Origin of the sequence: Microvirga sp. VF16, assembly GCF_016864375.1 — a bacterium.
Lineage (GTDB): Bacteria > Pseudomonadota > Alphaproteobacteria > Rhizobiales > Beijerinckiaceae > Microvirga.
Genome location: NZ_CP069356.1, coordinates 1,147,782 through 1,171,750, shown reverse-complemented (window position 1 = coordinate 1,171,750; position 23,969 = coordinate 1,147,782). Strand labels below are relative to the sequence as shown.

31 protein-coding genes and 4 pseudogenes are annotated in these 23,969 nt (G+C 60.0%); 19 read left to right on the top strand and 16 right to left on the bottom strand.

What is annotated here, in order from left to right:
• Window positions 1-35: 35 nt before the first annotated feature.
• Entirely contained in the window at window positions 36-494 is a 459-nt protein-coding gene (locus JO965_RS38040) for a cupin domain-containing protein (protein WP_203446737.1), read from the bottom strand.
• 49 nt (window positions 495-543) lie between these two features.
• Between JO965_RS38040 and JO965_RS38035 the strand changes: the two genes are divergently transcribed.
• The 4 genes from JO965_RS38035 (at window position 544) to JO965_RS38020 (ending at window position 3,327) form a co-directional block, all read left to right on the top strand.
• Complete coding sequence (locus JO965_RS38035; RefSeq protein WP_203445678.1) at window positions 544-1,581, top strand: IS30 family transposase; 1,038 nt, start codon at window positions 544-546, stop codon at window positions 1,579-1,581.
• Window positions 1,582-1,831: 250 nt separating this feature from the next.
• Window positions 1,832-2,245, top strand: a complete 414-nt coding sequence (locus tag JO965_RS38030; RefSeq protein WP_203445957.1) for an MbcA/ParS/Xre antitoxin family protein — start codon at window positions 1,832-1,834, stop codon at window positions 2,243-2,245.
• Window positions 2,242-2,955: an RES family NAD+ phosphorylase gene (locus JO965_RS38025; protein WP_203445956.1), complete on the top strand. Its 714-nt coding sequence runs from the start codon at window positions 2,242-2,244 to the stop codon at window positions 2,953-2,955. Before JO965_RS38030 ends, JO965_RS38025 begins: the two co-directional genes overlap by 4 nt.
• Window positions 2,956-3,096: 141 nt before the next feature.
• Window positions 3,097-3,327 (top strand): DUF6429 family protein, encoded by a 231-nt coding sequence (locus JO965_RS38020; RefSeq protein WP_203445955.1) that lies wholly within the window; start codon window positions 3,097-3,099, stop codon window positions 3,325-3,327.
• A 3-nt stretch (window positions 3,328-3,330) separates the two neighbouring features.
• Here JO965_RS38020 and JO965_RS38015 read toward each other — a convergent pair.
• Window positions 3,331-3,553, bottom strand: a pseudogene (locus JO965_RS38015) (transposase domain-containing protein); the annotation flags it as partial.
• 116 nt (window positions 3,554-3,669) lie between these two features.
• Between JO965_RS38015 and JO965_RS38010 the strand changes: the two are divergent.
• Together JO965_RS38010 and JO965_RS38005 are read left to right on the top strand one after the other, a co-directional pair.
• Window positions 3,670-3,867, top strand: a complete 198-nt coding sequence (locus JO965_RS38010; protein ID WP_203446767.1) for a hypothetical protein — start codon at window positions 3,670-3,672, stop codon at window positions 3,865-3,867.
• Window positions 3,868-4,359: 492 nt separating this feature from the next.
• Window positions 4,360-4,536 (top strand): WGR domain-containing protein, encoded by a 177-nt coding sequence (locus tag JO965_RS38005; protein WP_203446736.1) that lies wholly within the window; start codon window positions 4,360-4,362, stop codon window positions 4,534-4,536.
• Window positions 4,537-4,756: 220 nt separating this feature from the next.
• Here the strand turns inward: JO965_RS38005 and JO965_RS38000 are convergent, their stop codons facing one another.
• Window positions 4,757-5,587, bottom strand: a complete 831-nt coding sequence (locus JO965_RS38000; RefSeq protein ID WP_203445954.1) for an IS110 family transposase — start codon at window positions 5,585-5,587, stop codon at window positions 4,757-4,759.
• Between JO965_RS38000 and JO965_RS37995 the strand changes: the two genes are divergently transcribed.
• The 5 genes from JO965_RS37995 (at window position 5,586) to JO965_RS37975 (ending at window position 8,756) form a co-directional block, all read left to right on the top strand.
• Entirely contained in the window at window positions 5,586-5,777 is a 192-nt protein-coding gene (locus tag JO965_RS37995) for a hypothetical protein (protein ID WP_203445953.1), read from the top strand. The two genes, JO965_RS38000 and JO965_RS37995, sit on opposite strands and share 2 nt — an antisense overlap.
• 134 nt (window positions 5,778-5,911) lie before the next feature.
• Window positions 5,912-6,127 (top strand): hypothetical protein, encoded by a 216-nt coding sequence (locus JO965_RS37990; protein WP_203445952.1) that lies wholly within the window; start codon window positions 5,912-5,914, stop codon window positions 6,125-6,127.
• A 78-nt stretch (window positions 6,128-6,205) separates the two neighbouring features.
• The gene (locus JO965_RS37985) at window positions 6,206-6,394 is read left to right on the top strand and encodes a hypothetical protein (protein ID WP_203445951.1); all 189 of its coding nucleotides are present in this window, start codon (window positions 6,206-6,208) and stop codon (window positions 6,392-6,394) included.
• Between the two features lie 824 nt (window positions 6,395-7,218).
• A complete protein-coding gene (locus JO965_RS37980) occupies window positions 7,219-7,995 on the top strand; it encodes an outer membrane protein (protein ID WP_203445950.1) in 777 nt (258 codons plus the stop codon).
• A 149-nt stretch (window positions 7,996-8,144) separates the two neighbouring features.
• On the top strand, window positions 8,145-8,756 hold the full coding sequence (locus tag JO965_RS37975) for a plasmid pRiA4b ORF-3 family protein (RefSeq protein WP_256451932.1): 612 nt from the start codon (window positions 8,145-8,147) through the stop codon (window positions 8,754-8,756).
• Here JO965_RS37975 and JO965_RS37970 read toward each other — a convergent pair.
• A pseudogene (locus tag JO965_RS37970) lies at window positions 8,737-8,990 on the bottom strand (IS110 family transposase); the annotation flags it as partial. The gene JO965_RS37975 and the pseudogene JO965_RS37970 sit on opposite strands and share 20 nt — an antisense overlap.
• A gap of 502 nt (window positions 8,991-9,492) precedes the next feature.
• Between JO965_RS37970 and JO965_RS37965 the strand changes: the two are divergent.
• The 7 genes from JO965_RS37965 (at window position 9,493) to JO965_RS37940 (ending at window position 13,046) form a co-directional block, all read left to right on the top strand.
• Entirely contained in the window at window positions 9,493-9,807 is a 315-nt protein-coding gene (locus tag JO965_RS37965; protein ID WP_203445948.1) for a hypothetical protein, read from the top strand.
• Window positions 9,808-10,023: 216 nt separating this feature from the next.
• On the top strand, window positions 10,024-10,749 hold the full coding sequence (locus tag JO965_RS37960) for an IS6 family transposase (RefSeq protein ID WP_203446735.1): 726 nt from the start codon (window positions 10,024-10,026) through the stop codon (window positions 10,747-10,749).
• 231 nt (window positions 10,750-10,980) lie between these two features.
• A complete protein-coding gene (locus JO965_RS37955; protein ID WP_203445947.1) occupies window positions 10,981-11,244 on the top strand; it encodes a hypothetical protein in 264 nt (87 codons plus the stop codon).
• Between the two features lie 155 nt (window positions 11,245-11,399).
• Entirely contained in the window at window positions 11,400-11,525 is a 126-nt protein-coding gene (locus tag JO965_RS49070) for a hypothetical protein (protein WP_256451931.1), read from the top strand.
• A 183-nt stretch (window positions 11,526-11,708) separates the two neighbouring features.
• A complete protein-coding gene (locus JO965_RS37950; protein ID WP_203445946.1) occupies window positions 11,709-11,990 on the top strand; it encodes a hypothetical protein in 282 nt (93 codons plus the stop codon).
• Between the two features lie 156 nt (window positions 11,991-12,146).
• Window positions 12,147-12,530, top strand: a complete 384-nt coding sequence (locus JO965_RS37945; RefSeq protein ID WP_203445945.1) for a response regulator — start codon at window positions 12,147-12,149, stop codon at window positions 12,528-12,530.
• Between the two features lie 291 nt (window positions 12,531-12,821).
• Window positions 12,822-13,046 (top strand): hypothetical protein, encoded by a 225-nt coding sequence (locus tag JO965_RS37940; RefSeq protein WP_203445944.1) that lies wholly within the window; start codon window positions 12,822-12,824, stop codon window positions 13,044-13,046.
• Between the two features lie 208 nt (window positions 13,047-13,254).
• Here JO965_RS37940 and JO965_RS37935 read toward each other — a convergent pair whose 3' ends face one another.
• The 11 genes and pseudogenes from JO965_RS37935 to JO965_RS37885 form a co-directional block, all read right to left on the bottom strand.
• The gene (locus JO965_RS37935) at window positions 13,255-13,755 is read right to left on the bottom strand and encodes a hypothetical protein (RefSeq protein ID WP_203445943.1); all 501 of its coding nucleotides are present in this window, start codon (window positions 13,753-13,755) and stop codon (window positions 13,255-13,257) included.
• A complete protein-coding gene (locus JO965_RS37930) occupies window positions 13,748-14,377 on the bottom strand; it encodes a response regulator transcription factor (RefSeq protein WP_203445942.1) in 630 nt (209 codons plus the stop codon). Before JO965_RS37930 ends, JO965_RS37935 begins: the two co-directional genes overlap by 8 nt.
• A gap of 374 nt (window positions 14,378-14,751) precedes the next feature.
• Window positions 14,752-14,958 carry a hypothetical protein gene (locus tag JO965_RS37925; RefSeq protein WP_203445941.1) on the bottom strand — a complete coding sequence of 69 codons (207 nt, stop codon included), beginning with the start codon at window positions 14,956-14,958 and terminating at the stop codon, window positions 14,752-14,754.
• 76 nt (window positions 14,959-15,034) lie between these two features.
• Window positions 15,035-15,736, bottom strand: a complete 702-nt coding sequence (locus JO965_RS37920; RefSeq protein ID WP_203445940.1) for an IS6 family transposase — start codon at window positions 15,734-15,736, stop codon at window positions 15,035-15,037.
• A gap of 163 nt (window positions 15,737-15,899) precedes the next feature.
• Entirely contained in the window at window positions 15,900-17,126 is a 1,227-nt protein-coding gene (locus JO965_RS37915) for a bifunctional alpha/beta hydrolase/OsmC family protein (protein ID WP_203445939.1), read from the bottom strand.
• A 158-nt stretch (window positions 17,127-17,284) separates the two neighbouring features.
• Window positions 17,285-17,740, bottom strand: coding sequence for a carboxymuconolactone decarboxylase family protein (locus JO965_RS37910; RefSeq protein ID WP_203445938.1), 456 nt, complete (start codon window positions 17,738-17,740; stop codon window positions 17,285-17,287).
• 11 nt (window positions 17,741-17,751) lie between these two features.
• The gene (locus JO965_RS37905; RefSeq protein WP_203445937.1) at window positions 17,752-18,225 is read right to left on the bottom strand and encodes a cupin domain-containing protein; all 474 of its coding nucleotides are present in this window, start codon (window positions 18,223-18,225) and stop codon (window positions 17,752-17,754) included.
• Between the two features lie 380 nt (window positions 18,226-18,605).
• Window positions 18,606-18,986, bottom strand: a complete 381-nt coding sequence (locus JO965_RS37900) for a hypothetical protein (protein WP_203445936.1) — start codon at window positions 18,984-18,986, stop codon at window positions 18,606-18,608.
• Window positions 18,987-19,040: 54 nt separating this feature from the next.
• Window positions 19,041-20,262: pseudogene (locus tag JO965_RS37895) on the bottom strand (NAD(P)/FAD-dependent oxidoreductase).
• Between the two features lie 131 nt (window positions 20,263-20,393).
• The gene (locus JO965_RS37890) at window positions 20,394-20,933 is read right to left on the bottom strand and encodes an Rrf2 family transcriptional regulator (RefSeq protein ID WP_203445935.1); all 540 of its coding nucleotides are present in this window, start codon (window positions 20,931-20,933) and stop codon (window positions 20,394-20,396) included.
• A gap of 201 nt (window positions 20,934-21,134) precedes the next feature.
• Window positions 21,135-21,398: a hypothetical protein gene (locus JO965_RS37885; protein WP_203445934.1), complete on the bottom strand. Its 264-nt coding sequence runs from the start codon at window positions 21,396-21,398 to the stop codon at window positions 21,135-21,137.
• A gap of 558 nt (window positions 21,399-21,956) precedes the next feature.
• On the opposite strand from JO965_RS37885, the gene JO965_RS37880 reads away from it, so the two are divergent.
• The gene (locus tag JO965_RS37880) at window positions 21,957-22,436 is read left to right on the top strand and encodes a glutathione S-transferase family protein (RefSeq protein WP_371826974.1); all 480 of its coding nucleotides are present in this window, start codon (window positions 21,957-21,959) and stop codon (window positions 22,434-22,436) included.
• Between the two features lie 101 nt (window positions 22,437-22,537).
• Here JO965_RS37880 and JO965_RS37875 read toward each other — a convergent pair.
• Window positions 22,538-23,939: pseudogene (locus tag JO965_RS37875) on the bottom strand (dicarboxylate/amino acid:cation symporter).
• Window positions 23,940-23,969: the final 30 nt, after the last annotated feature.

The window sequence follows — 23,969 nt, the reverse complement described above, 5'->3', positions numbered from 1 at the left end:
GCATTCGAGCCTGTCTCTGGGGCGCTGTTCTGCGCCTATTCCGGCTGCTTGTGGATCGGATCGATCCAGTAGACCTCCTCCGGCTGTTCGACCGGGTCCACATCGGTGATGTTCACTACGACGGCTTCGTTGTCGCTGCGCACCAGAACGCACTTGAGAGGCTCGTCGCGGCTGGCATTGATCTCCTGATGCGGCACGGCGGGCGGCACATAGATGAAATCGCCCGGTCCGGCCTCTGCGACGAACTCCAACCGTTCGCCCCAGCGCATGCGAGCCTTGCCCCGCGCCACATAGATAACGCTTTCCAGCTCACCGTGGTGGTGCACTCCGGTCTTGGCATTCGGCTGGATCGAAACCGTGCCTGCCCAGATCTTCTGGGCGCCGACCCGAGCGTGATTGATCGCAGCCTGGCGAAACATGCCAGGAGTCTGGGCCGTGTTCGGATCAAGTCGGTCACCTTTGATCACCTGGACGCCATGATGGGTAGATTCTATTCTGAAGTGCGAATTCCGTTACAAACAAGGGTTTGCACTCGGAGGCCGCATGACCCTGCCCTACATCCACCTGAGCCTGGCTGACCGGCGCGAGATCGCCCGCATGCACGCAGCCGAGGTCCCGATCCGTGTGATCGCTGAACGCCTGCAGCGGCACCGATCGACCATCTACCGCGAGATCAAGCGGAACTGGGTTCACGATGAGGAGCCGTTGTATCGCGGCTATTTCCATGTGGCCGCCGACATGCAGGCGCGAGCCCGGCGTCAGAGTCTGAGCAAACTCTCCCGCAAACCGGTGCTGGCGGTCTACGTCATGGACCGCCTCAAAGCTGGATGGTCGCCAGAGCAGATCGCTGGCCGGCTGCGGACATCCGGGGCGCCTGAACGGCTGTCGCATGAGACGATCTACCGGTTCGTCTACAGCCCTCAAGGGCAAAAGCTCGGGCTGTACCAGGATCTGCCCTTGGCGCGGCGCCGGCGGCGAGCGCGCTACCAGCGTAAACCTCGCGGGCTCTTCATTCCGGCGGGCAATACCATCGAGCAGCGTCCGGCAGAGATCGCCGACCGCACGAGCTTTGGTCACTGGGAAGGCGATCTGATGATGTTCCGTAAGGATCTGGGCAAGCACAACCTCACGTCACTGATTGAGCGCCAAAGCCGCTACACGATCCTGACCCGCAACCCGGATCGCAACTCAACTGGGGTCATGACTGGCGTGATCGAGAAGCTGAAAGTCCTGCCGGAAACGGCGCGTCTGTCGATCACTTTCGATCGCGGGACAGAGTTTGCTTATTACCCGTTGCTCAAGCAGCAGCTCGGCATGGACAGCTACTTCTGCAAGGCGCAGGCCCCCTGGCAGAAGGGTTCGGTGGAGAACACCAATGGCCGGGTCCGGCGCTACCTTTCACGGGACACGGCCATTGCCGCTTTGCCTGAGCAGGCTCTGCTTGAGATCTGTGACCGGCTCAACTCGACCCCACGCAAATGCCTGGGCTATCGCACGCCCCAAGAGGTCCTGATGAGCTCTCTGGATCCGAGACTGCCGGGGCTGTGCAACCCAGACCAGCTCCGCCCCGGCAGTCCCTGACCGACCGGGAACCGATGGCGCACCAACTGTCGCACTTCGGCTTGATTCCACATTCATAATTGGTCCAATTCAATGCCCCCTCTCCTTGGAGAACGGTGAGTTTCTTCAGCTTCGCTCTAACAACCGTGATGGGGTTTGCTGGAGGGGCGCCATAGCCCATCCTGTCGCACAATCTTTGCAGGTAGAACGGAACGCCGAGTTGCCATTTGGCATTAAATCTCCTATATGGTGCCATATGGGAGATGCTGCTATGGCCGCCTTACTGCCCGTCGACACTGCACCTCGGGATTTCAGGCCCTCGCCGATTACTGATGACGAGGCTGCCGCGATGTTTCGCGCTGCGCTCAATCTGTTCCGTCTGTGGGACATCACGGATGAAGAGGCGGCCACCCTGCTCGATTTGCCGGTGCGCACCTATCGTCGCTGGAAGGCGGGTGATATCGGCCGCATCGACCGCGACAGCAAGGCCCGGTTGTCAAACCTTATGGGCATCCACAAGGCCCTGCGGATCATCTTTCGCGAACCGCAGCGCGGTTATGCTTGGATCAAGAAGCCTAACTCCGCATTCGCAAAGAGATCGGCCCTTGAGGTCATGCTCGGCGGTGAACTTACCGACCTGATGCGGGTCCGTCGCTATCTGGACGCGGAACGGGGCACTTGGTGATCGATATAAATTCGATTCCCATCTCGGAAATCAGGTGGCGTGGCTCCGTTCGGATCATCCGAAGCATCTTTCCACCGATCGACCTGTTCGAGGACATTGCTGACCCAGCTGATTGGCCCCTGATCATCTCGGCCGAGCAGAAGACCAATCCACGCCTCATGGAGACCATCGGCAATCTCGACCTTGTTCCCGAGAACCGCCGCGTCGCCGGTCCGGGGGCGAGTTACCTCATGGCGCCTTTCACCCATGTAAGCCCTGATCGCCCCAGCCGATTCAGCGATGGCACGTTTGGAGTCCTCTACGCGGGCAACTCCTTTGAGGTCGCCCTGTTCGAGACGATTCACCACCACGGGCGGTTCATGGCTCGTACGAATGAACCGGCTGGGTGGACCTCTCAGTTTCGGGAGATCGTCCTCGACATGAATGCACAACTGCATGATCTCAGGGGCAATATAGCCGACCATTCGGAGCTGCTCCGGCCGGACGCTTATGAGGCGAGCCAAACATTAGGTTCTCAGCTTCGTGCGACAGGCTCGGATGGAGTCGTTTATCCGAGCGTCCGCTATCCCGGTGGCGAGTGTGTGGGCGTGTTTTATCCAGACTGCGCCGCAAATCCAATCCAGGGCCGGCATCTCGACTATCACTGGAATGGTACGGCCGTTGATCTCTACCGGAATGCGAACACCGGTCAGGTGTATCGGATAGCCTAACCGGCTGCTGGCAACGCCGGCGCAGGCTACTACGATCAGGATAAGAGCGGCCCGCTCATATTTAATTGTTAACCCCAAACTGTAAGGTACGCATCCGCCGACGACCGCGGAATTTCGGCTGCGGCGTGGTAAAGTGGCCGCATGGAGATCGACCACGACAAGATCGATGAGGCGGTTCTCGCCCTGATGTGGCTGACGCTGCATGATGGATGCCGGGCCTGGAAGAGCTTTGACTGGGACGCAACAGACCGGCTCTACCAGAAGGGGTTCATCTGCGATCCGGCTAACAAGGCCAAATCCGTCGTGCTCACCGAGGAAGGGATGCAGAAAGCGGAGGAGCTCTTCAAGGCGCTCTTCACCCGAAAGTCCTGAGCCTCAAGCGGCCGCCTGCTGATCCCGCAAGACTTTCCAATTCCAGGGCAGGAGCTCATCAAGGCGCTTGGCTGGATGCTCTGGCAACCGCGCCAGCACGTCGGCGAGCCAGGCGCGGGTCGACCTCATTCAGCTTGCAGGTCTCGATCAGCGTGTACAGGGCCGCCGCCCGATGCCCGCCCACATCCGAGCCCGCAAACGTCCAGTTCCGGCGCCCGACCGCAATCTCCTGGTCATTCTGCCTATGTCGGGCAGGAAGTGATCGTCCATTATCGTTGGCATCCTTTGTATGGGCGGTGCGTTTCCCTCCGCCGCACGGAACACCGTGTCTCCGGACGCTTCGTGCAGATTGAAGCAGAGCCTGGCGTCGTGCTGGTAGTGGCGGCCTGGATGCTCGACCCGCTCGCCTGCGCCGAGATGCAGGTAGGTTCCCGCCAGGTGTCGGTGAGCGCGCTCGCCGATCTCCATCGCCTTCTGCATGAGCGCGGATATCGGCGAAGATCTCCAGACGACCCGGTCGTCCAGGAGGCACAAGATTGAGAGCATGAGGTTTGGTGGGGCAGGTATGAAGCGCTTGCGGGTAGGCCCCATTGACCGGCGGGGAGACGTGTTGAGATGGCGGGATCCTGAAACAGATCCATGCCCGGGTGCCCTACAAATCCCTATGCTCCCTAGGAATGGTCGTCCTGGCTGCTTCTCCGCACGGGCGCAAATTCGTACAGCCCACGAATACAAGAATCTAAAAGCAGCCTCGCGCAAAGGCGCGAGAACATCGATGCAGCGAGATTCTTCGGGCCAATACAGAACCAAGCAGAACCCGAGAAGGGCATTCGGCAGAGCCGAGGCGGGTGAGGGAAGGGCGGAGCTGGGTTCCTAAGGTCTACAGGATATATCCAAGCCCATACAGTAACAGTGTGGCCGCTATCGCACCACCCAGCGCAAGCAGGAGCCACGTTGAATATCCGCCGAAGTCATCCATCGTGAACTCCTTCGCAGCCGGGAGACCGGGGAGATGAATGAGCTAGGATCGTGATGGACGACGAGCGTTCCCCTATCCGGTTCCGTCTTGTGCTGCACCGGATCGACCCGGAGCAGGGCATCCGGCGCTTCTACTCCCTCATGATCGAGCGGGATCTGTTCGGGACCGTGCGCCTGGTGCGCAACTGGGGCCGTGTATGGACGCCTCCCGGCTTGCAAGGGTTTTCTTGAGATCCTGAGCGAGCATTGGACGTGCGGTCGTGTATCCGGCCTGTTCATGCGGCTGGCACGCCGCTGGCCCTGATGGAATCCGCGGTTCGGCGCCCCATCGGATCGGAGAGCTTCATCGCTCAGCCCCAGTTTCGGGTTGAGCCGAACCCAGTTTGCCTGTCTCGCCATCACCTCATTCTACCCTCGCACCCTTCAGCGACCGTGGCCGGTCACTGATCCATTAGCCAGCCAAAGAGGCCTTTGCCGGCTCATAACTCACCGAGCGTGTCAGCACCGCCCATGCAATCCGCGCGTTCTTGTTGGCAATGGCCACCGTCGCGATGTTGGTCGAGCGCCGGGAGGTCAGGCCGGCGACCCACGCCGAGCGCGCCTCGCCCGTGGAGTGCCGGATGAGAACCGATCGGGCTCCGTGGATCAGAAGACGGCGCAGATAGCCGTCCCCGCGCTTCGAGATCCCGCCGAGCTTTGGCTTGCCGCCAGTGGAGAACTGGCGCGGCACAAGCCCGAGCCACGCCGCCAACTGCCGCCCGGACTTGAACTGCGTTGCCGAGCCGATCCGCACCAGGTCGATCAGGGCCCGGACCCCTTCGCACCCCTTGCCGCCGATCAGGCCGAATTCGGCACAATGACCGCGAAGGGCGTTGACCAGCATCGTGCGCTGGCGACCGAGAAGATCGCGTGACCGGTGAAGCGTCAGGACGGCCTGCTGATCCATGCTCTTGGCGGGAACGAAGCGCATTGTGGGGCGCTGGATGGCCTCGCAGATCGCCTCCGCGTCGGCGGTATCATTCTTGTTGGTCTTGACGAAAGGACGGACGTATTGCGGCGGTACCAGTCTGACCCGGTGACCGAGTTTGCTGAGCTCCCGCGCCCAATGATGCGCACTTGCACAGGCCTCCCTCCCGACAAGGCAGGGCGGAAGCGCCTCAAAAAAGGCTTGCACCTGAGCGCGTCGGAGCCTCTTTCGGATCAGTGGGCGCCCTTGGGCGTCTGCGCAGTGCACTTGAAAGACATGCTTCGCGAGATCAAGGCCGACAGTGGCAACTGCCATGGTTGGATCCTCCGGTCATGCCAAGCGCTCCAGCGTAACAGAACGCGCTCCAGGAGGGAGGCGTCCATCCGATCGGATCGGGATCAAGGGACAGGAGCTGGTCGAGATCCATGAAGATGAGGTCGCGGCAGGGCAGGCGCTGGAGGCGGTCGCCCGGGCGAAGCGGTGGCGCGGATACCGGGATTTGTAGAGCCGGATCATCGGAAATGGGGCGAGGCGGATGCCCTGATGACAGCGTGAACCGATTCCCCCACAGGAAATAAGAAGTGACCGTCCACGGCCGGGTTATCCTCGCTCCGCATTGCTGATTCACGAGGAAAGCCGATGACCAGTGCGGGCGGTAATCCCCTTGAGTTCACGGCTCGCGCCCTGTTGCGTGAGCGGATTGAGGCCACACCCTGGTTTCGGGTCAAGATGACCCAGGAACGGCGCCGAGACGCCATCAAGCGGGAAGTCGATGCCTATTGGCACCTGTTCATTGCCGACGCCGCAGAGCGGTTGCTCGGGCCCGACACAGCGAACCAGCACGCAAAGCATTAGCTCAAATGAAGCGGCGGCGCGGCTATCCGGATCTCTGATTGCCAAGGATTGGCCCCATTGGGCGAGTAGCCCAGGTTCATGGCTGAACAGAACACGCAATCTCTCGATGCAGCAGTTGAGGAGACGATTGAACTGGCCCTGCAAGCAATCGAGCAGACCCGTGCTGAAATCGCTCGCTCGCAGGCTTTGAGCCAAGCCGAAGCTGATCTGGCGCAGACAATCGAACGCATGGTCGATGATCATGACGGCTGTGCGCACGAGCAATGAGGTCAGATCAATCGATACCGTCGCTTAACCCGGCACGGGTACAAAGCTGACAAGCCGGGTAGCGTATCAGGCTCAAAAACCCAGAACCCCCGTTCGGACGCTCAGCCGGACGGGGGTCTTGTTAGAGGTTTGTTAACCATACCACGGCGACCATGCTGTGGCTGATCCGCTGGGCTCCGGATCAGCAACCTCCCATGGAGCAGGCGAGGCGATCCATCCGCGTCTCGCCTGTTTCGGGGATGTAAGCGTCAAGGCGCAGTAACTATCCCGTAACCACGACCACAATCGAACCTGATCCAAGCGGGAGGCACGGCGTTGCTCCTGTGCCTGAACGGGAGAGGACTGCCCATGACTATTCTCGATCCGATCACCGGAAACCTCGTCACCATCGACACATCGAGCCGGCCCCGCCGCTGATGCCTTTCAGTGACTGGAGGATGGTGATGAAGCGATCCTCAGCACGACGGGCCAGACGCTGGGTCGTTCAAGAGCTGACCCGCTGGCTGGATCAGTGCTCCGATCCCTCTGTTTAAGGCAACTTTGTCGGCTGACGGCAACCGCAATTAAAAAACCCTGCCCTTGCAGGGCAGGGTTGAGTTCTCCTCGCCTTCGGGTGTCACTCCGAAAACAGACCCAGTACCGCACGCACCCGCCACACTGTCAAACACTACGGAAGTATTAACGGGCGTAACGATGCGTACAGGCCGCTAGATTCGTCAGCAAAGCGTCTAAATCCCAGCAGTGTTGCGGCTTTACCATAGTCAGAATTCATTCTTGAACCATACTCTGCACCCGCGACTCCTCGCACAAGGGATGAATTGCTTATGAAGACGCGTATTCTTGGTCTGCTTGCCGCAACAGCCCTCTCAACGGCGGCTGTCTCGTCCGTGTCCGCCGCTGACCTGCCGGCCCGTGCGGCTCCTCCGCCGGTCATCGCGGCCGTTCCGGTCTTCACCTGGACCGGCTTCTATGTCGGTGGCAACCTCGGCTGGGGCTGGCGTGATGACGATAGCGAAACCGTGGTGCTGACCGGCCCGGGCATTCCGGCCGGCCTCGTGGGCACGCTCAACTTCGACAACGGCAACGACGGCAACTTCACCGGCGGCGGCCAGATCGGCTACAACTACCAGATCGGCTCGTTCGTGATCGGTGCCGAGGCCGACATCCAGTGGATTGACACCGACGACAATGATGCGGTGTTCGTCGCGGGCCCGGGCAATGCCGGCACCTTCGTGCCCGGCGAGTTCGAGGACTCTTCGGATTGGTGGGGCACGGTGCGCCTGCGCGCCGGTGTCGCCTTCGACCGCTTCCTGGTCTACGCCACCGGTGGTCTGGCCTACACCGACAACAACACCGGCTGGACGGCCGGCGGTGGTGTCGAGTGGGCCCTGCCGGTGAACTGGTTCGGCTCCTCAGCCGTCACCCTTGGCCTGGAGGGTCTGTGGGTCAGCATCGATCAGGACGATGATGACGACGGCCGCATCGGCACCTTCACGCCGACTGGCGGAGCGCCGGTCGATGTGTTCCTGCCGCGGGACAATGACGAGCAGGACTTCTTCGTCGCCCGGGCCAAGCTGAACTTCAAGTTCGGCACCTACTAAGAGCGCCGCAGCACCAGCAGCCGAAGAGGCCCGGGGCAACCCGGGCCTTTTTGTTGCTGGAGAGCATGAGGTTCTGTGGGGCAGACTGGTAACGGGTCGGCGGTACAACGTTCCCGGCCAGACGCAACCAGGCTGCGAGACACCTTCATTTGCCAAAGCGCGCCCCATCCAGTCCCGCTCCGCTTGATCCTTCTCCAGCTCCGGAGATTCTGCAGCTCAAGATTTGGCTGCTCGGGATCAGCCCCATGATCTGGCGGCGGGTTCAGGTGCCAGCCAGCCTAACGCTGCGTGAGCTGCACGGCGTCATTCAGGTGGCAATGGGCTGGGAGGGCATCCATCTGTTCCAGTTCATGCTCCGGGCCAGACGGCTCGGCTCTCTGGAGTTGGCGGCTCGGTCTCCTGATGTCCCGCTCTCCGAGCTTCGCCTCCGTGTTGGTACCCGCTTCCGCTACGAGTACGATCTCAATGGTCCATGGGAGCACGAGGTACGCCTCGAGGGCCGACATGAGGCTGACCCTGGGAGTAGCTATCCCATTTGCCTGGATGGGGATGGATTCTGCCCGCCGGAGGACTGCGGCGGGGTGCCGGGCTTTCTGGCCCGGCGTGAGGCCTGGACCGCTCCGGAGACCAGTCGTGACTTCGCCGTCTTGGCCGATTTCGTTGATCAGCTCGCTCTCAAGCGAAGCACGGGCACCTCCATCGATGCCGAGGAAGTCGATCAGGTCCGGGAGGCTGAACCGCGCCGGGCTTGCGCGGAATGAGCGAAGGGGCCACCACCGTACAGGGATAGCCGAGACTGGTGATGAGCCGGTGCAAGCCGTAGCCAGTCGGGCCGGCCTCAGAACAGAAATGGACGCGATCATAGGTGGAAACCAGCCGCTTCACGAAGCGCCGCATGCTCTCCTCGGACGCATCGATTTCCCCCAAATAGCGAACTTCGCCGCCCGCTCGCCATCAGCAACTGCAACGGCATTGCGCGCTTTGGCGACATCGATGCCGACGAAAACTTCTAGACTGTCCCATGGCTCGTCCTCCTGCGGCGAGGATCGGCTCGGCCCACCCGAGTAACCCTCGGATGCGCAGAGTAGGGCGAGCCACCGTCTCAACATAGGCGGACATACGGTCTTACGCTCTTCTGATACAGTCTAGCTTGCATTATTATGCCGTAGAATGCTTCCAGGTCACTCTTGGGAATGTAACAATGACCAAAGACATTGAAAGAGGTTATCCGCCGTCTCTGAAGCGAAGCCTGCAGAATGTTATTGACAGGAGATGTTCATCGCGGCCCACCAAGGGGCCCGATGATCTCGGCATCTTGGACTATGCCCGATATGGCATTTGAGGCCCATTACACGCTCGTGGCCAGTTCAGTGTTTGGGCCGGTGCGGGAGCTGTCAAAAGATGATCATGTGAAATGAACCTAATCGTGATGCGACTGATCTTGTATTTACCTGTACATTCTCCAGGCCAAACCGCAGCCTTCGGAGAAGTAGACTGATGAGTTACGGGATCTCAACAACGTATTGGGATCTGGAAGGATTTGTATTCCTGATTTTATTTGTATTCTCATTTATATTTGGCTTCCGATTGAGCGTTGTCGGGCTCTGCCTCGCCTTGATTACGTTTGTTGTTTGGTATGGTGTTGCCGCAGCCATGCAGGGGAAAGAACTTGTGGAGGTAATAGTTAACGTCGTTCTCGGAGCCATTATACTACAAATAGGATATCTTCTATCAATCGCTGTGCAGGTGCTCATCAGGATCTGGCGATCAAGGCGAGAAGGGACTACGCCTTGCGATAAGGGATCCGAGTGACTGTTGGTATTATGGGCTGACGCACCAGCACCAATCCCGTAGTTGTCTGGTGGCGGAACGTTGTTGGGACCAAGTGCGTTGCGCGATTGAGGAGTATGCTTGGCGCTTTGACGGCCTGCGGCGCCGAGCTCCTCATCGCAGGAGGACATGATGCACTCCCTTCATCCGGTACTGTCAAGTTGGCGAGAGGCGGCGATCTATGGCAGGGTCACGGGCATGAGCACGCCATCCAACACCTATCGGGGCTTCCGCTATCCCGCCGAGATCATCAACCAAGCAGTCTGGTTGTATCACTGCTTCAGTCTGAGCTTGCGGGAAGTCGAACTGATCCTCGCGGCGCGAGGCATCGTGGTCAGCTACGAGACGATCCGCGGGTGGAGCTTGCGCTTCGGACGGACCTACGCCAAGACCCTCAAGAGGCGGCGGCCGCGGCCCGGCGACAAATGGTTTCTGGACGAGGTGTTCGTTCGCATCAGGGGCAAATTGCATTATCTCTGGCGAGCGGTTGATCAGCATGGCAATGTGCTCGACGTGCTGGTTCAGAGCCGCCGTAACATGAAGGCCGCCAAGCGCTTCTTTCGCAAGCTGCTGAAGGGCTTGTGCTACGTGCCCAGGGTGATCGTGACAGATAAACTTGGATCCTATGCTGCCGCCAAACGCGAGATCCTGCCGGGCGTTGAACATCGGCAGAGTCGTTATCTCAACAACCGCTGTGAGGTCTCGCACCAACCGACCCGACGGCGCGAACGCCACATGAGGCAGTTCAAGTTAGTCCAGCATGCCCAGCAGTTTCTCTCCATCCACACTCCGATCCACAACCACTTCCAGCTCCGCCGTCATCGCCTCTCCGCCAGTGAGTATCGGGCTGCGCGGAATCGCGCCTTTGCTACGTGGCGCGAGGCCACCGGTGCTGCCTTGGTAGGCGGATGTGGACCGACTTGATGGCTGTCCCAGCGGCAAATTCGTCTACTTACGCCAACTTGACAGTACCGCGGATACCGTGATCTGGCCACACTGATGTGGATGACGATGCCCCAGCACAGGCGCGGCTGTCGAGCCACTCGGAGGGCGTCCATGGACATAGATCGTAATCCTACGCGCCGCTCTGCACTTGCCAACCTATGTTAATGCCCCATCTCTGGGGTCAAGAAGCAAGAACAATGAGAGGAAATCGTGCCCAAGCAATCGAAGCAGCTCTATCGCATGTACTCGCCGAGCCTCGACACCATGATGCGCGAGGTTCTCCATACCCTTGGCGACATTGACTTTGCAAACGAGGTTGAACTGGAACAAGTAGAGGAGAGCGTCCTCGACCCAGACCTGAGAGAATCCATCAAAGATAAGGTCAGAACCGCCCATCAGAAGAGGCGCCAGCCGTACGCAGACCTCCTGGAGACGCTTCGGCGGCAACAGCACCGTCAATCCTTTGCCGCCTGACCATTCGCGTTGGGAGTTCCGGGCAACCTGTCAGATGACCGGAGGAGGGATGCCGCGAATGCACCAAACCAATACCGCATTGAGCGGGAACCACACTCGACCCTGTATCGCCTCGTATTGTCTTCAGTTGACTGAGGTTGCACGCAGCGCCAGCGATGAAGAAGTCAAAAGACACGTCCCGCAAAAAGCGAAAGCGGCGCATCGCAACCGACGTCAGCCTGACGCTGCATCAGCTTGAGGAGCTTCGGCAGCAGCAACATCGTCAGCCCTTCGTCCTCTGAAGGGATCTGAGGAAGCCACCCTCTCCGGGCTGCGGGGGCCTGTCTCGACGGCCAACCGCAACTGAGCATCGGCACTACATATAAGTGTCACCCTCATGAGCGAGTGTTGCGTCAAGCCCAGCAACACCCCAACTGTACCAAAACTAGGCCACGCCAATGACCCATAACCATCGGAGGAAAGCCATGTCCGCTAACACGGAATACCGTCCTTCGCACGCCGGAATGGGCGCTCCCCATTTGTATCCATCAGAGCTTTTGCCTTCACTGCAAGCGCTCTTGGCAACTCTGGCCGACATTGATTTCGAGCACGAGAGCGATGTGGAGACGATCAGGAATAGCTCGGTGGACGAATGGCTGAAGCAGAAGACGATGAGGAAGTTGCAAGAACGTCATTGCGAGCGGCGGATGCCCTACGTTGCACAACTTGAACGCGTGCAGAAGCAGATTCAGGCCCTGGCTGCCTGACCAACGTAAGCCAAGGCAGCCGATAGAGTTCCGCTTAGGCCCTTTAACAACACGCCATCTGGTACCTATGCCAGCCGCTCCTCTTACGATGGGTCGGCGGGCCGAGACCATCATTGGCGCGACCGATTTTCCAAGCAGACATCTGGGGATTGGCACATGACGGCACATAACGTTGTCACGAAGACGACTGTGCTTCTGGTGGAGAATGAACCGGTAGTCCGCACGGGCATAGCCACTGTTCTGAACGAGGCCGGGTTCAATGTCATTGAGGCAAACAGCATCCCGGAGGCGTGGACGACACTGGAGGCGCGGCCCGGAGTGCAAGTCCTGTTTGCCGATCTCGATGTTTCTACCGAAGCGGAGGGCCTGGATCTTGCCCGAAAGGTTCACGACCGCTGGCCATCCATTGGGCTGGTGATGACTTCGGGCCACCTTCGGCATCTTCGTCCCGCCGACGTTCCTGGAGAGGGCTGCTTTCTGCCCCGTCCGTTTCCGAAGGAGATCCTGTTGCGCGAGATTCGCGCAGCGGCGCACCAATAGGCAGCCTCGGTAGCGAAGCCAGTGGATCTTCATATCTGATACTGCTCCGGAAGGAGCGTGGCCTCTCCGGCTCTTTCCACCGTGCGGAATTCAGATCAGCCTCTTCCGTGGTCCAACTGGATCTTTTCTAACCCAGCATGGTCCGGCAGTCGCGATGCCCGGTCCGAAACTGGATAGGCTGTCGGTGCCATGCGCATCTCGCTCCTCTTCTTGGGTAGGGCACAACAGGGAACCTCCCCTGTCCTTGCGCGATGATATCGATTCCGTGCTCTTCTGGCTGCGAGATCAGCCATGCCCGATGCCCCTGAAAAGACCTTACAGGAGTTGCGTCAGCGAATTACCACCGAGGGTCTGCCGAGGCTCTCCACAGAAGCATTGCGCTCATACAAGCGGCAGGAACGGCATCGTCCCAAGCTCATGCAGCCGACCGCTTTCAAGCCTCCTCTCAGCCTGTCAGAAGAGGCACGGCGTCTGTTCCATAAGAAGAGCGATCCAGAGTGGCCGTGGCGACGATGATCGTGCTCCGGAAGAGCCTGCCGCGAAATCATTTTGAGAGGACGAGCGTCGCGCCCTCGGTTGCCGAAGCTACCCCGTCACCGCATGGCTGCCCCGAACAGCAGCTTCTCTGGGCACTATCCCATACCAGCCCAAGACTGTGAGATAGAGATTGCTACTGCACTCACCTAATGCCTGGAACCTGACACGCTGGCCTGCCGCGTCCCTGTTATTCTCTTCGTCCGAATAATGCAGAAAGCAGACCTCCCTGCTTGCGGGCGGGCTGAGACTCAACATCGACTTGATCCAATTCAGAATTGCCTTCCGCTTCAGGTATTCGTTCAATCTCAGGTTCCGATTGGACATCCAGTTCCCCCAGATGCTGCTCGTCGGCTGCTCGCACGGAGCCTTCGGGTGCTTTTAACGAGATTGGAGCGGATGCGGGCTCCCTCTCCACGTCCTGTTCTGCGGTGGCCAGTACCTCGATCCGACCAGGGAAATCCTTCCAGCACTCATACTGGACATAATCGTGGAAATTGGGCCTGATCCGGTGCGGTTGATCAAGAAGGACCTCATTCCGGACTTCGAGCACGAAGAAGCGCCCTTCCGCAGTGGTCATATCCACCCGCTTGACCACGCCTTCGGAAAAGCTCTTCCATGGACCGGGCGGATGGAAGTGGACGCGAACCTCGTCGCCAACGGCGATCTTCATCGTCTTTGCCTCAGCCATTCACCGATGCTCCACCTCGCTGCGTTAGGCGCTGCGAGGCCCACATGGCAGCCTGGGTGCGATTGGTGGCCCCGATCTTGCGCAGAATGGCTTTGACGTGGACCTTGATGGTGGCTTCGGTGATCTCCAGCTTGCGGGCGATGACCTTGTTGGGCTCGCCTTTCGTCAAGCATCCCAGGATTTCCAACTCTCGTGCTGAGAACTTGCAAGCCTTCAGGTCAGACAGCCTCGGCTCTGCCATGTTGTCCTGGAGCGGTTCGTTTCGGTGCGGGGCAGCCCCAGTCGCAATTGAGCGGAGCACCACTGAGGGCACCACAGTCTCGCCGAGCATGATGAGTTCCAATGATTTTGTCAGAACCTCGGGAGAAGTGGCTGCCAGACAGAAGCCATCCACGCCCACCTCGTGTCCCAGCCGCACCAAGCTGAGATCGAACTGATCCGCCAGAACCACGATCCGAGCCTCCGGAATCCGTTCTCTCACCTGCCTGACGATCTCAAGCACGCGCCTGGGGTTCTGGCTGGCCTCGATGATCACCAGGGCGGGCTGTGAAACGAATTCCCGGAGCCGTCGTGGCCCGGCGACAGGAGCGGTCTCGGCAACGACAAAGTGGGTTCCCGACAATATCTGCTGAAGTCCTGAACGGAGCAGAGAGTTGTCACAGATCAGAGCCGTAGGAATTATGAAAGTGGTGGACGGGGTTTCCGACTGAGAAAAGTGATCGTGTCCGAGCGTCAGCGTTTGCACAGTCATACGCGCCCCTGTTTGGTTCTCCAAGTTCAGAAGAAGTAAACAGGTCGCAGAAGATATGTCTGTCGGATATCCGACCGAAGCAATCAGCCAACAGTCCTAGCGTCGCCAATTGCTAACTTCATTTCTCTTAACTTAGCAATATAAACCTCGACTGGAGATCTATGCTGAGCTTACTGAGTAATTTTAGTTCAGAGGCGTAAACGACTCAATGTAAGCAGAACCAATGGCATTAGCCAGCCGCTGACCTACTCCCTAATCTGCTCCCTCCGTACGAACCGCTCCACGAGTTCGGCCAGCCGAGCCGGGAGGGGAGCCTCAAGCGAACCATAGGTCAGCCGCAGCCGATCCCCAAGCATCTGAAGTTCATCGGAGCCCAGCGCTTGGCTCGACATATTGTCGGACGGGAAAGGAAGTGCGGCTGCCGGGGCATTGGTCGGGGACAGAGCTTGCATTGAGACACTCTCGTTGGGGCGTTGTCACGTTAACTGGCATCGGGCGCGCTGAGGCAAACTCGGTCATCCGACGGGCTCACGTGGCAACGCAGGCCGCAGATTTCCAGGCCGCCATAGCATCGAGGCGGTGACGATGGGTAGCGAGAGCAGAGCGGTGAGAGCGGGACGGAACGAAGAGGTTGCGGACAGCCGAGAAGACACTGACGAACCGCTGCAAGCCTCCCGGTGACCGGAAGCCTTGCATCCCCCGCTCTCGCCGGCGCAAGGGCAGATGTGAATTCTCCGCCCGATTGTTGAGCCCTTTATGGGAGCGGTGTTCGACCGCTGGCAGGATCTGACGCCGGGCCGCCGCATAGGAGCCGGGCTTGTCGGTGATCAGTCGCCGGGGCGGGCAGCCTTGCTTCTTCAACAGACGCTTCAGCAAGCGCTTGGCTGCCTTGGTGTCGCGGCGCGTCTGGACAATTTCATCGAGCACATAGCCGTCCTGATCGACGGCTCGCCACAGCCAGTGCGTCCTGCCGGCGATGGTGACCACGACCTCGTCCAAATGCCAGATGTCGCGAGGGCTTGGCGTCTTGCGCCTGAGGCGGCGGGCGTAAGACGGCCCAAACTTCAGAGCCCAACGGCGGACTGTCTCATAGGAGACGAGAACGCCCCGCTCAAGCAGCATCTCCTCGACCAATCGCAGGCTCAGAGGAAAGCGGAAGTACAACCAGACCGCATGGGCGATGATCTGAGGTGGGAAGCGGTGGCGCTTGTAGCTGACGGGCTTGGACATGCCAGTCGATCTACACGGCTTGCTTTCATACCTGAGTTAACGTGACACCGCCCCAGGAAGCAGGACCAAGAATGGGCGTAAGAGCTGCACCGTAGGCTCCCTGATCTCGCTCTTGCCAAGGTCACTCGTCCGGTCAATCCTGCGAGTAACCTCGGTAAGGATATCAAGCGTTCGAAGTCGCAACCTTCGTGACGATGTCTGAGCGCGCTTCAAGGGTTCGATGGACTGAGCACTTGTCAGCGATCTCTGCGATCTTGTCCGTCACCGCAGGGCCGGGATCGGTTTCAAAGGTGATCCGCCGCACGAACTGATCGATCTTGCCGGTATGACCCTCCGTGCAGCTCAAGCAGTCTTCAGCATGAACTTTGGCGTGCCGAACCTCGACCGTATATGGCGGCAGCTGCCATCCTTTCCGCTCGGCATAAAGCTGGAGCGTCATCGACGTACACGCTCCGAGCCCCGCCGATAGGAAGTCGTAAGGACTGGGTCCGCTGTCCAGTCCGCCATAGCTCTCAGGCTCGTCGGCAAGGAACCGGTGCCGCCCGGCTTCGACAACCTGCTGGAAGCGGCCCTCACCCGACGCCCGCACGAGGACGCCATCGTGATTGGCAACCGCCTCTGCATGGGACGAACGCGCCAGATGCCGGCCGTACCAGGCGCTGATCACCTCTGCGACAAAGGCCGCGTCCTCATGGCGGGTCAGGAGATGATCCGCGCCGTCGAGGGAGACGAAGCTCTTCGGATGCTGGGCAGCCTCAAAAATTCGCTTGGCGTTATCGACTCCAACGATGTCGTCATCGGGAGCGTGCAGGACAAGCAGCGGACGACCAAGACTGCGGATCTTCGTCTCGAGATGCTGCCTGCGGACGTCATCCAGAAACTGCTGCTGGATGGCGAAGCGGCATCCAGCCAGCTGCACCTCGGCCTCTCCCTGACTTTCGATGGCGGGCACATGGCTGCGAAAGCTTGAGATCACGTGCGCAGTATCAGCCGGAGCCCCGATCGTGACCACCGCCCGGACCTCGGGCAGCTCTGGGGCCACCGCAAGCACGGCGGCGCCACCGAGGGAGTGGCCGACAAGGAGTTCGGCGGGACCAAAGTGCCTCGTGAGATACTTGGCAGCTTGCCGGAGATCCTCGACATTCGAGGAGAAGTTGGTTTTAGGGAACTCGCCGCCCGAGGCCCCCAGGCCGGTGAAATCGAACCGCAACACCGCGATGCCCCGCATGGCGAGCTCGAACGCGATGCGCCGGGAGGCAAAGAGATCCTTGGAGCAGGTGAAGCAATGGGCGAAGATCGCATAGGACCGGATCGGGCCGAGCGGGAGTTCAAGCCGGGCGGAAAGCGGGTCACCACGGAACCCTGGAAAGGCTACCTTGAGGCTCTGCATCTTCGTTTCCTATGTGCGAATGAAGGGTTCTACGGTTCCCCGATAATGATGTAGGAATATTCCACGCAACACGGTGCGTCCGAGTTGTACCCTGAGACCCGGCTCACGCAGTGCCGGGTCTCAGATGTCTATGTCACATTCAAAGGAACCGGCGGCGGTCAGTGGCTTGCCGCAGCCAGCGGCACGGCGCGGAAACTGATCGCCAAGCGGTTGAAGGCGTTCATCAAGCCGATCGCGATGGTCAGGTCGGCGAGTTCCTTCTCCGAGAAGGTGGCGCGAGCTTCGGTATAGGCCTCCTCGGGCACATGCGTGTCGCTGACCCGCGTGACCACTTCGGCCCACTTCAACGCCGCGCGTTCGCGATCACTGAACAGGGTTCCACCTTCGTCCCAAGACTGGACAAGCACGAGCTTCTCGACCGGCACTTCGGCCTTGAGCAGGTCGCGGCTGTGCATGTCGATGCAGTAGGCGCAGCCGTTGATCTGCGAGATGCGCAGATACACCAGTTCGATCAGGGCTGTCGGCAAACCGCTTTGGGCTACATAGCTGTAGACCGTGCCAAGGGCCTTCATGCCGCCCGGGGCGGCGGCCGCATAGTTCATCCGCTGAGACATGATGGCAATCCTTACTTCTGATCCGGAACGACCAGGGAATCTCTAGGATCGACGACGAAGACGGCGAGCAGCTTTGCCGGTTCGCTGTCGCTGGCGTTCTCGCTCACTCTGTGGTGCGAGCCGGGATTCTCGTACCAACCTTCGCCGGTCCGGTAGACTTTGGTTGGCTCCTCGCCGACCTGGCTGCGAATGGCGCCGGAGACCACATGCGCATAGATGAAGGCGGAGTTTGGATGATAATGGGAAGGCGACTTGCCGCCCGGCGTATAGGTCACCTCAAGGGCAATCAGGCTCTTGCCCGGGATATGCGGGATAGCGCGCTCAAAGACCGGTTTCACAGTCTCACCGTTGGCCTGCGCCGAAGCTGTCTGCGAAACTGGTGTTGTCGTGGCATGCTCCGGCCCGTGTGCGGACACGGTCGTACCCGCGAGAGTGATTGCGATGCCCGCGGCGCCGGCCAAACTCGAAACTTTGATCATCGTCATTGTCTAAGCCTCATGTTGGGATCAGGAATGCCGTGATCTTGCCGCTGGCATGGACTTCTCAACAGGTCCAAGAACGAGTAAAAAGGCTGTACCATCGACGCGGCCCTCTTGGCTGGCTCAACCCGTCTGGAACTCGCAACCCGCCCCGAGGGAGTCGGTTACTTGAACCTGCTTCATCGAGCGGCGCACCCGGCCACCTCGATCCTCACGTCCTTGAAGCGGGATTCGAGTTCCCGCCGGAGAGACTCAAGTTTCTTTTGCCGACATCGGCCATGTCATTTGCGATCCCGCACTCCTCGCAGGGAGCAGGAAGTATAGGGCTGGTCACGTCGTCCGGTCAGCTATTTGGCGACCGGACATGGCTTTGAAGCCGTGACGTCTCACGCTAAGCCCTTGGCGAACGCAAGTCGCACGAGCATGACGCAAAACAGTGTGGCGCCGGCGAGCCAGACAATGGCGGCCGCGACGGCCGGTATCGGCTGACCATAGGTTATCAGCAGGTAGATGCCCGCCGGAAACATGATGCCGCTTGGCGCCGAAAGCAAAAAGTGAGCTTTCGCCAGTCTTCCTTCGGCCAGAGCCGGATAGGCACGGTAGGTGAGCCCAAAGAGCGCCATCGACACCCATCCGACGAGATTCAGGTGAGAGTGAAGGTGGCTGAGCGAGAAATCCTGCGCGAAGCCCATTCCAAGGCCAAGGGAGACACTCAGCACCAGGCACAAGCTTGCGAGCGTGAGAAAGTAAACGTCGATGTTACGCAAGATATGTATCTCCGCCTTGACCGAGCAGCAGCCCGGCCAAGGCACCAGTTGTGTCTACATTGAGGTTAGGGGGACGATCACGAAGTCCGGGTTGGCGACAGCAAAGGCTGCGTTGCGATCAGCCCGAGGCGGGTAAATCCACGTCGTGTTGATCTCTTGCTTTAGAGCCTTGCCAGCGTCTCGCGTCAGATGCACCTGGCGGTCCCAGCCCTCGGTGTAGAGAGCCCCCCCAAGGACCGATATCGAGGCAGGTGACGTATTTCGGCTGGCTGTACAGGTGCAACGGCAATCCAATCAGTTCCGCGGCGGCGTTATGACCGGCAACGCGACCAAGGCTTTGTGCGTGCTGGCATGACATCAACGTGGTGTTGCCAACGCCGTCCGTTGCCGCGCGAACGACGTCGCCGGTGACGAAGATGTCGTTCACCTCTGCGGCATGGAGGAAAGCATCGCCGATCACCCGGCCGAAGCGGTCGCGCTCGCCTGGGATTTGGGCGGCAAGTGGGTTGGCGCGGGCTCCGGCGGTCCAGATGACGGTGTTCGTCTGAATGCGCTCCCCGGATGAGAGGGTAACGCTGCCGGCAGAAACGATGTTAACCGCAGCGCCGGTGATGATCTCGACCCCACACTCGGCCAGAGCCTGTTCGATGACCGGCCGCGGAACTGGACCGAGGTCGGGACCGATGTGCGGCGCCTGTTCAACGACGACGACCCGGATGGCAGCGTTGCTTCCCAGAATTGCTCGCAGCCGCTCCGGCATCTCGGCAACGGTCTCGATCCCCGTAAAGCCGCCTCCGGCGACGACAACTGTGTTGCGTGCGACGGTCTCAGGACGGTCCGCGAGGGATTTCAGGTGGCTGTCGAGCCTGCGAGCGCTCGCTAACTGATCGACATTGAACGTATGCTCCGCCAGCCCTGGCACCGGCGGCTGAAAGAGGCAGCTACCTGCGGCCAGTACGAACTTGTCGTAGGGCAGGCGTAGCTGTGTCCCGTCGTTCTTGCCGATTTCGATGAGGCGGGCGCCGGCATCGATCGTCTGCACCAGCCCAGCCATGTGGCGGACCCCGACAGCGTCGAACAACGGCGCGAGGTCCGGGTTCATGTTCTCGAGAACCGCTTCATAGAGACGGGGCCGGATCGTCAGGCTGGCCGTGGGTGACACGACGATCACCTCAATGTCCTTTTCCCTGCCCGCAAGCGACACCGCCCGAGCGGCGGAGACGGCAGCCCACATGCCGGCAAAGCCCGAGCCGGCGATCACAATCTTCTTGGTCATGATACTTCTCTGTCTCAGCCGGACGTGTGAAGCCATTCCGTCAAGCTGATGCCCAACGGGTTCTCGGCAGGTCCGGCAAGGTGCCGAGAAATTCTAGATGTTTGAGGTGAGGGCGGCTGACCGCCGCAGGATCAACCCGGCGGCTCTTTGGATCGGCGGATGCGACCGGGGCGACGGGCATCGAGGCGGTCCGACATCCAGTCTTGAACCTGGCCGAGAAAACCTGATGGGGCTTTGCGTCCGAGTGCTGCATGCACGTCGGCCAGCGATTGGGAGGCCAGTGTGTCTCGCATCGCCTTCTCGGCCTGCAGCATGACCGCATGGACGGCGCAGACACCGTTGCTCGACCATGCCGGCGGCTTGCCCTTGAACACGGCGCAGCGGCCCCTGATCTGCTGACAATCGAAAAGAGGCTTGTCGCCTTCAATCGCGTCGACGATCTCAAGGAAGGTGATGTCCTGGGCCGGACGTGCGAGGCAGTAGCCTCCCCGTGCGCCTTCGCTGGCCGTGACGATCCCCGCCTTTTCGAGCTTGGGAAAGATCTTGGCGAGGAAACCGGGCGAGATGCCCTGCAGCTCGGCGAGATCCCGGCTGCTGAGGGCTGCATCAGAGTCGACAAGCCACAGGAGGCAATGGATGCCATACTCAACGCTGACGGTCAGGTGTGCCATGATATCGGTATGTTGCGTCTGCCAGCAATCGGAGTTGCGATAAACACGGACCATATTCGTCCGTGTTTATCGACGCAAGTGCAAAAACGCGTACTAGGTTTGTCCGAGTTAATCTGCCGCTGCGTACAATCCGGGTCGGCCCTGGCGTTTCCCTCCCAGGGCCGTTTGGTTCAACAGAGGCTGCTTCCCGTATGACATGACTCAGTGACCGGCAGATCGGCGAGCAGGCCGCGACGCCGTGTATTCGGTAGCGGGCGGCCGCATCCGGTCTTCAGCCTGGCGCAGCGCCTCGAAGGCTTGCTTGTTGGCTCGACCCTCCGCAATGGCGCGCTCCCAGCGGCCATCCCGCATCATGGCCTCAACCTCGCGGTTGACACGGTCGCGATCTGTCTTACCACCCATTTCGGCTAGGGCGATGCTCGGGAGAAGAAGAAGAGGCAGGGTCAAAGCAATCTTCCTAAACATGCGACACTCCATGAAAGCCGGTCCACAGCCGGCGCCTGAGGGAGGTTGCAATCAGCGAGAGCCGATCGAGCCTGAGGCGATCTTGCAGCTGTCCTGGGCGGCAAAACAGGACCGAGACCGACCGAAAAGACTGCACCATTGACGTTGATCGCTCCCCACCGTCGGCGCTCGGAGAACTTTCAGAGTGACGGGCAGCAGCGGGGACGATCACATCCTCCGAATTGGCATGCCAAAGGTGGCGTTGCGATCCGCTGCAGGCGGGCAGATTCAGGAGACGGGTCGACGATCGAGCCCCGTAGACTCGTGATCGGAGCAGCTATAAAACCCAGTGCAATCAGGATCTCACCTACATCCAGGGCGATCCGATCCCCAAGAATTGGCCGGGAGGCACGCATGCTCAAGATATTCGGCGCGGTCGGATCGGGCTCAGTTCCGATCGAGGCCACGCTGACTCTGCTCGGAGTTCCTTACGAGGTGATTGAGGCGGTCACTTAGGAGGATGAAGCGGCGCGCAAGCTGGTCGAGACGGTCAATCCGCTGCGCCAAGTCCCGGCGCTGATGCTGCCGTCCGGCGAGGTCATCACCGAAAGTGCTGCGATCCTGATCTATCTCGCCGATCTCTATCCACAGGGACGGCTGGCGCCAGGGCTCAACGACCCCAAGCGCGCACAATATCTACGCTGGATGGCCTACGTGTCGGCGGCTATCTACGCGTTTGCCTGGATTAAGGACGACGCCATGCGCATCGCTGCCAGCAAAGAAGATGCGCCGGCGATCATTGATCGCATTCATGACCGCATTGCCGCCTGTTGGCACATGATGGACGAACAGATCACACCTGGCCGCTACATCCTCGGCGACGAACTCTCGGTGCTGGATCTCTATGTCACGGTGATCTCGCGCTTCGCTCCCTGGCGCTCGCGCTTTTACAAGAGTGCGCCCAAGATGGCCGAAATCGTCCGACAGGTCGATGCCGATCCCCGTCTCAAAGAATTCTGGGCGAAGCGATTTCCATCTGATGAGGGGTGGGAGCGGTAAGCGTTACATCACGAGCCATGCTTAAGAACCAGCGGCGGCGATGAGTGCACATCGCCGCCGCGGGTCCACTTGGGTGTGAGTTCACCGCCTGGCCACACGGCCTAGACAGGCGCACGCGTTCCCACTGCTTTGAGGTGACGATGCTGCTGGAGGAAGTCGCCCTTCGCAAGATCATCGGCCACCGTCATCGTCTTTGGATCAAATGCTTCGGGATCACTCTCCTGGTTGAGCGAGCGGTGCAGTTGTTTCTCATCGAGAGCGCCTTCCCATTTGGCAACAACGACGGTTGCCAAGCCATTGCCGATCAGGTTGGTGAGCGCCCGCGCCTCAGACATGAAGCGGTCGATCCCAAGGATCAGAGCGATACTCGTGACCGGAATCGTGCCGACCGAAGCCAGCGTCGCCGCCAGCACGATGAAGCCAGAGCCGGTCACGCCAGCTGCTCCCTTCGACGTGAGCAGAAGAACGGCGATGATCCCAATCTCTTGGGACAGGGTTAGGTCGGTGTTGGTCGCCTGTGCCAGGAACACGGCCGCCATGGTCAGATAGATGCAGGTTCCATCAAGGTTGAACGAGTACCCGGTGGGGATCACCAGTCCGACAACGGAGGGCCCGCAACCGAGTTTCTCCATCTTCGCTATCATACGCGGCAGCACCGACTCCGAGGACGACGTCCCGAGGACGATCAACAACTCTTCCTTGATATAGCGGATAAACTTGAAGATCGAGAAGCCGCACAATGCTGCGATGCTGCCCAACGTGACAAAGACAAACAGCAGACAGGTTGTGTAGAACGCCAGCATGAAGTTGCCGAGCGACAGGAGGGTTCCGACGCCATACTTGCCGATCGTGAACGCCATTGCACCGAAGGCGCCGACCGGAGCGAGCTTCATGATGATACCGACGATGCGAAAGAAGATTTGCCCGAGGGTGTCGATGAGGTGCAGCACCGGTTCGCCACGCGTGCCGAGGGCTTGCAACCCGAACGCAAACAAGAGTGCGACGAAGAGAACCTGAAGGATTTCTCCGTTCGCGAACGCGCCGACAACGGTCGCGAGGATGATTTCCATCAGGAACGCGACCGTACTTTGGTCTTTCGCTTTTTCGGTAAAGCTTGCGATGGCCGAGGTGTCGATCCGGGAAAGATCGACATTGACCCCGACGCCCGGCTGCCAGAGGTTGACGACGACCAATCCGATAATGAGGGCAAGGGTTGTCACGACCTCGAAATAGATGAGGGCCTTTAAACCGACCCGGCCGACCTTCCTCATGTCTTTCATGCTGGCGATGCCATGCACGATGGTGAAAAAGATGATGGGCGCGATGAGCATCTTGATGAAAGCATCACCCAGGGGCTTCATCGCTTCGCCGAGGGAAGGGTAGAAATGGCCCCAGGAGGACGCCTGCCAGGATGGCGCCCAGGACCTGGACATAGAGATGTTGATACCAGCGGCCTTGACGGTGGAGCGCCAAGGCCGTCGTCGTTGGAGTTGCTGTTTTCATTGCACGTCCTCATTTCTGCCGGGGTTGAGA

Excerpts from the sequence above, each read along its gene's own strand:
- JO965_RS38035 (WP_203445678.1), top strand. The coding sequence starts at position 544 with ATGACCCTGCCCTACATCCACCTGAGCCTGGCTGACCGGCGCGAGATC.
- JO965_RS38030 (WP_203445957.1), top strand. The coding sequence starts at position 1,832 with ATGGCCGCCTTACTGCCCGTCGACACTGCACCTCGGGATTTCAGGCCC.
- JO965_RS38020 (WP_203445955.1), top strand. The coding sequence starts at position 3,097 with ATGGAGATCGACCACGACAAGATCGATGAGGCGGTTCTCGCCCTGATG.
- JO965_RS38005 (WP_203446736.1), top strand. The coding sequence starts at position 4,360 with ATGGACGACGAGCGTTCCCCTATCCGGTTCCGTCTTGTGCTGCACCGG.
- JO965_RS37995 (WP_203445953.1), top strand. The coding sequence starts at position 5,586 with ATGGTTGGATCCTCCGGTCATGCCAAGCGCTCCAGCGTAACAGAACGC.
- JO965_RS38000 (WP_203445954.1), bottom strand. The coding sequence starts at position 5,587 with ATGGCAGTTGCCACTGTCGGCCTTGATCTCGCGAAGCATGTCTTTCAA.
- JO965_RS37990 (WP_203445952.1), top strand. The coding sequence starts at position 5,912 with ATGACCAGTGCGGGCGGTAATCCCCTTGAGTTCACGGCTCGCGCCCTG.
- JO965_RS37985 (WP_203445951.1), top strand. The coding sequence starts at position 6,206 with ATGGCTGAACAGAACACGCAATCTCTCGATGCAGCAGTTGAGGAGACG.
- JO965_RS37980 (WP_203445950.1), top strand. The coding sequence starts at position 7,219 with ATGAAGACGCGTATTCTTGGTCTGCTTGCCGCAACAGCCCTCTCAACG.
- JO965_RS37965 (WP_203445948.1), top strand. The coding sequence starts at position 9,493 with ATGAGTTACGGGATCTCAACAACGTATTGGGATCTGGAAGGATTTGTA.
- JO965_RS37960 (WP_203446735.1), top strand. The coding sequence starts at position 10,024 with ATGAGCACGCCATCCAACACCTATCGGGGCTTCCGCTATCCCGCCGAG.
- JO965_RS49070 (WP_256451931.1), top strand. The coding sequence starts at position 11,400 with ATGAAGAAGTCAAAAGACACGTCCCGCAAAAAGCGAAAGCGGCGCATC.
- JO965_RS37950 (WP_203445946.1), top strand. The coding sequence starts at position 11,709 with ATGTCCGCTAACACGGAATACCGTCCTTCGCACGCCGGAATGGGCGCT.
- JO965_RS37945 (WP_203445945.1), top strand. The coding sequence starts at position 12,147 with ATGACGGCACATAACGTTGTCACGAAGACGACTGTGCTTCTGGTGGAG.
- JO965_RS37940 (WP_203445944.1), top strand. The coding sequence starts at position 12,822 with ATGCCCGATGCCCCTGAAAAGACCTTACAGGAGTTGCGTCAGCGAATT.
- JO965_RS37935 (WP_203445943.1), bottom strand. The coding sequence starts at position 13,755 with ATGGCTGAGGCAAAGACGATGAAGATCGCCGTTGGCGACGAGGTTCGC.
- JO965_RS37925 (WP_203445941.1), bottom strand. The coding sequence starts at position 14,958 with ATGCAAGCTCTGTCCCCGACCAATGCCCCGGCAGCCGCACTTCCTTTC.
- JO965_RS37920 (WP_203445940.1), bottom strand. The coding sequence starts at position 15,736 with ATGTCCAAGCCCGTCAGCTACAAGCGCCACCGCTTCCCACCTCAGATC.
- JO965_RS37915 (WP_203445939.1), bottom strand. The coding sequence starts at position 17,126 with ATGCAGAGCCTCAAGGTAGCCTTTCCAGGGTTCCGTGGTGACCCGCTT.
- JO965_RS37910 (WP_203445938.1), bottom strand. The coding sequence starts at position 17,740 with ATGTCTCAGCGGATGAACTATGCGGCCGCCGCCCCGGGCGGCATGAAG.
- JO965_RS37905 (WP_203445937.1), bottom strand. The coding sequence starts at position 18,225 with ATGACGATGATCAAAGTTTCGAGTTTGGCCGGCGCCGCGGGCATCGCA.
- JO965_RS37890 (WP_203445935.1), bottom strand. The coding sequence starts at position 20,933 with ATGGCACACCTGACCGTCAGCGTTGAGTATGGCATCCATTGCCTCCTG.
- JO965_RS37885 (WP_203445934.1), bottom strand. The coding sequence starts at position 21,398 with ATGTTTAGGAAGATTGCTTTGACCCTGCCTCTTCTTCTTCTCCCGAGC.
- JO965_RS37880 (WP_371826974.1), top strand. The coding sequence starts at position 21,957 with ATGCTGCCGTCCGGCGAGGTCATCACCGAAAGTGCTGCGATCCTGATC.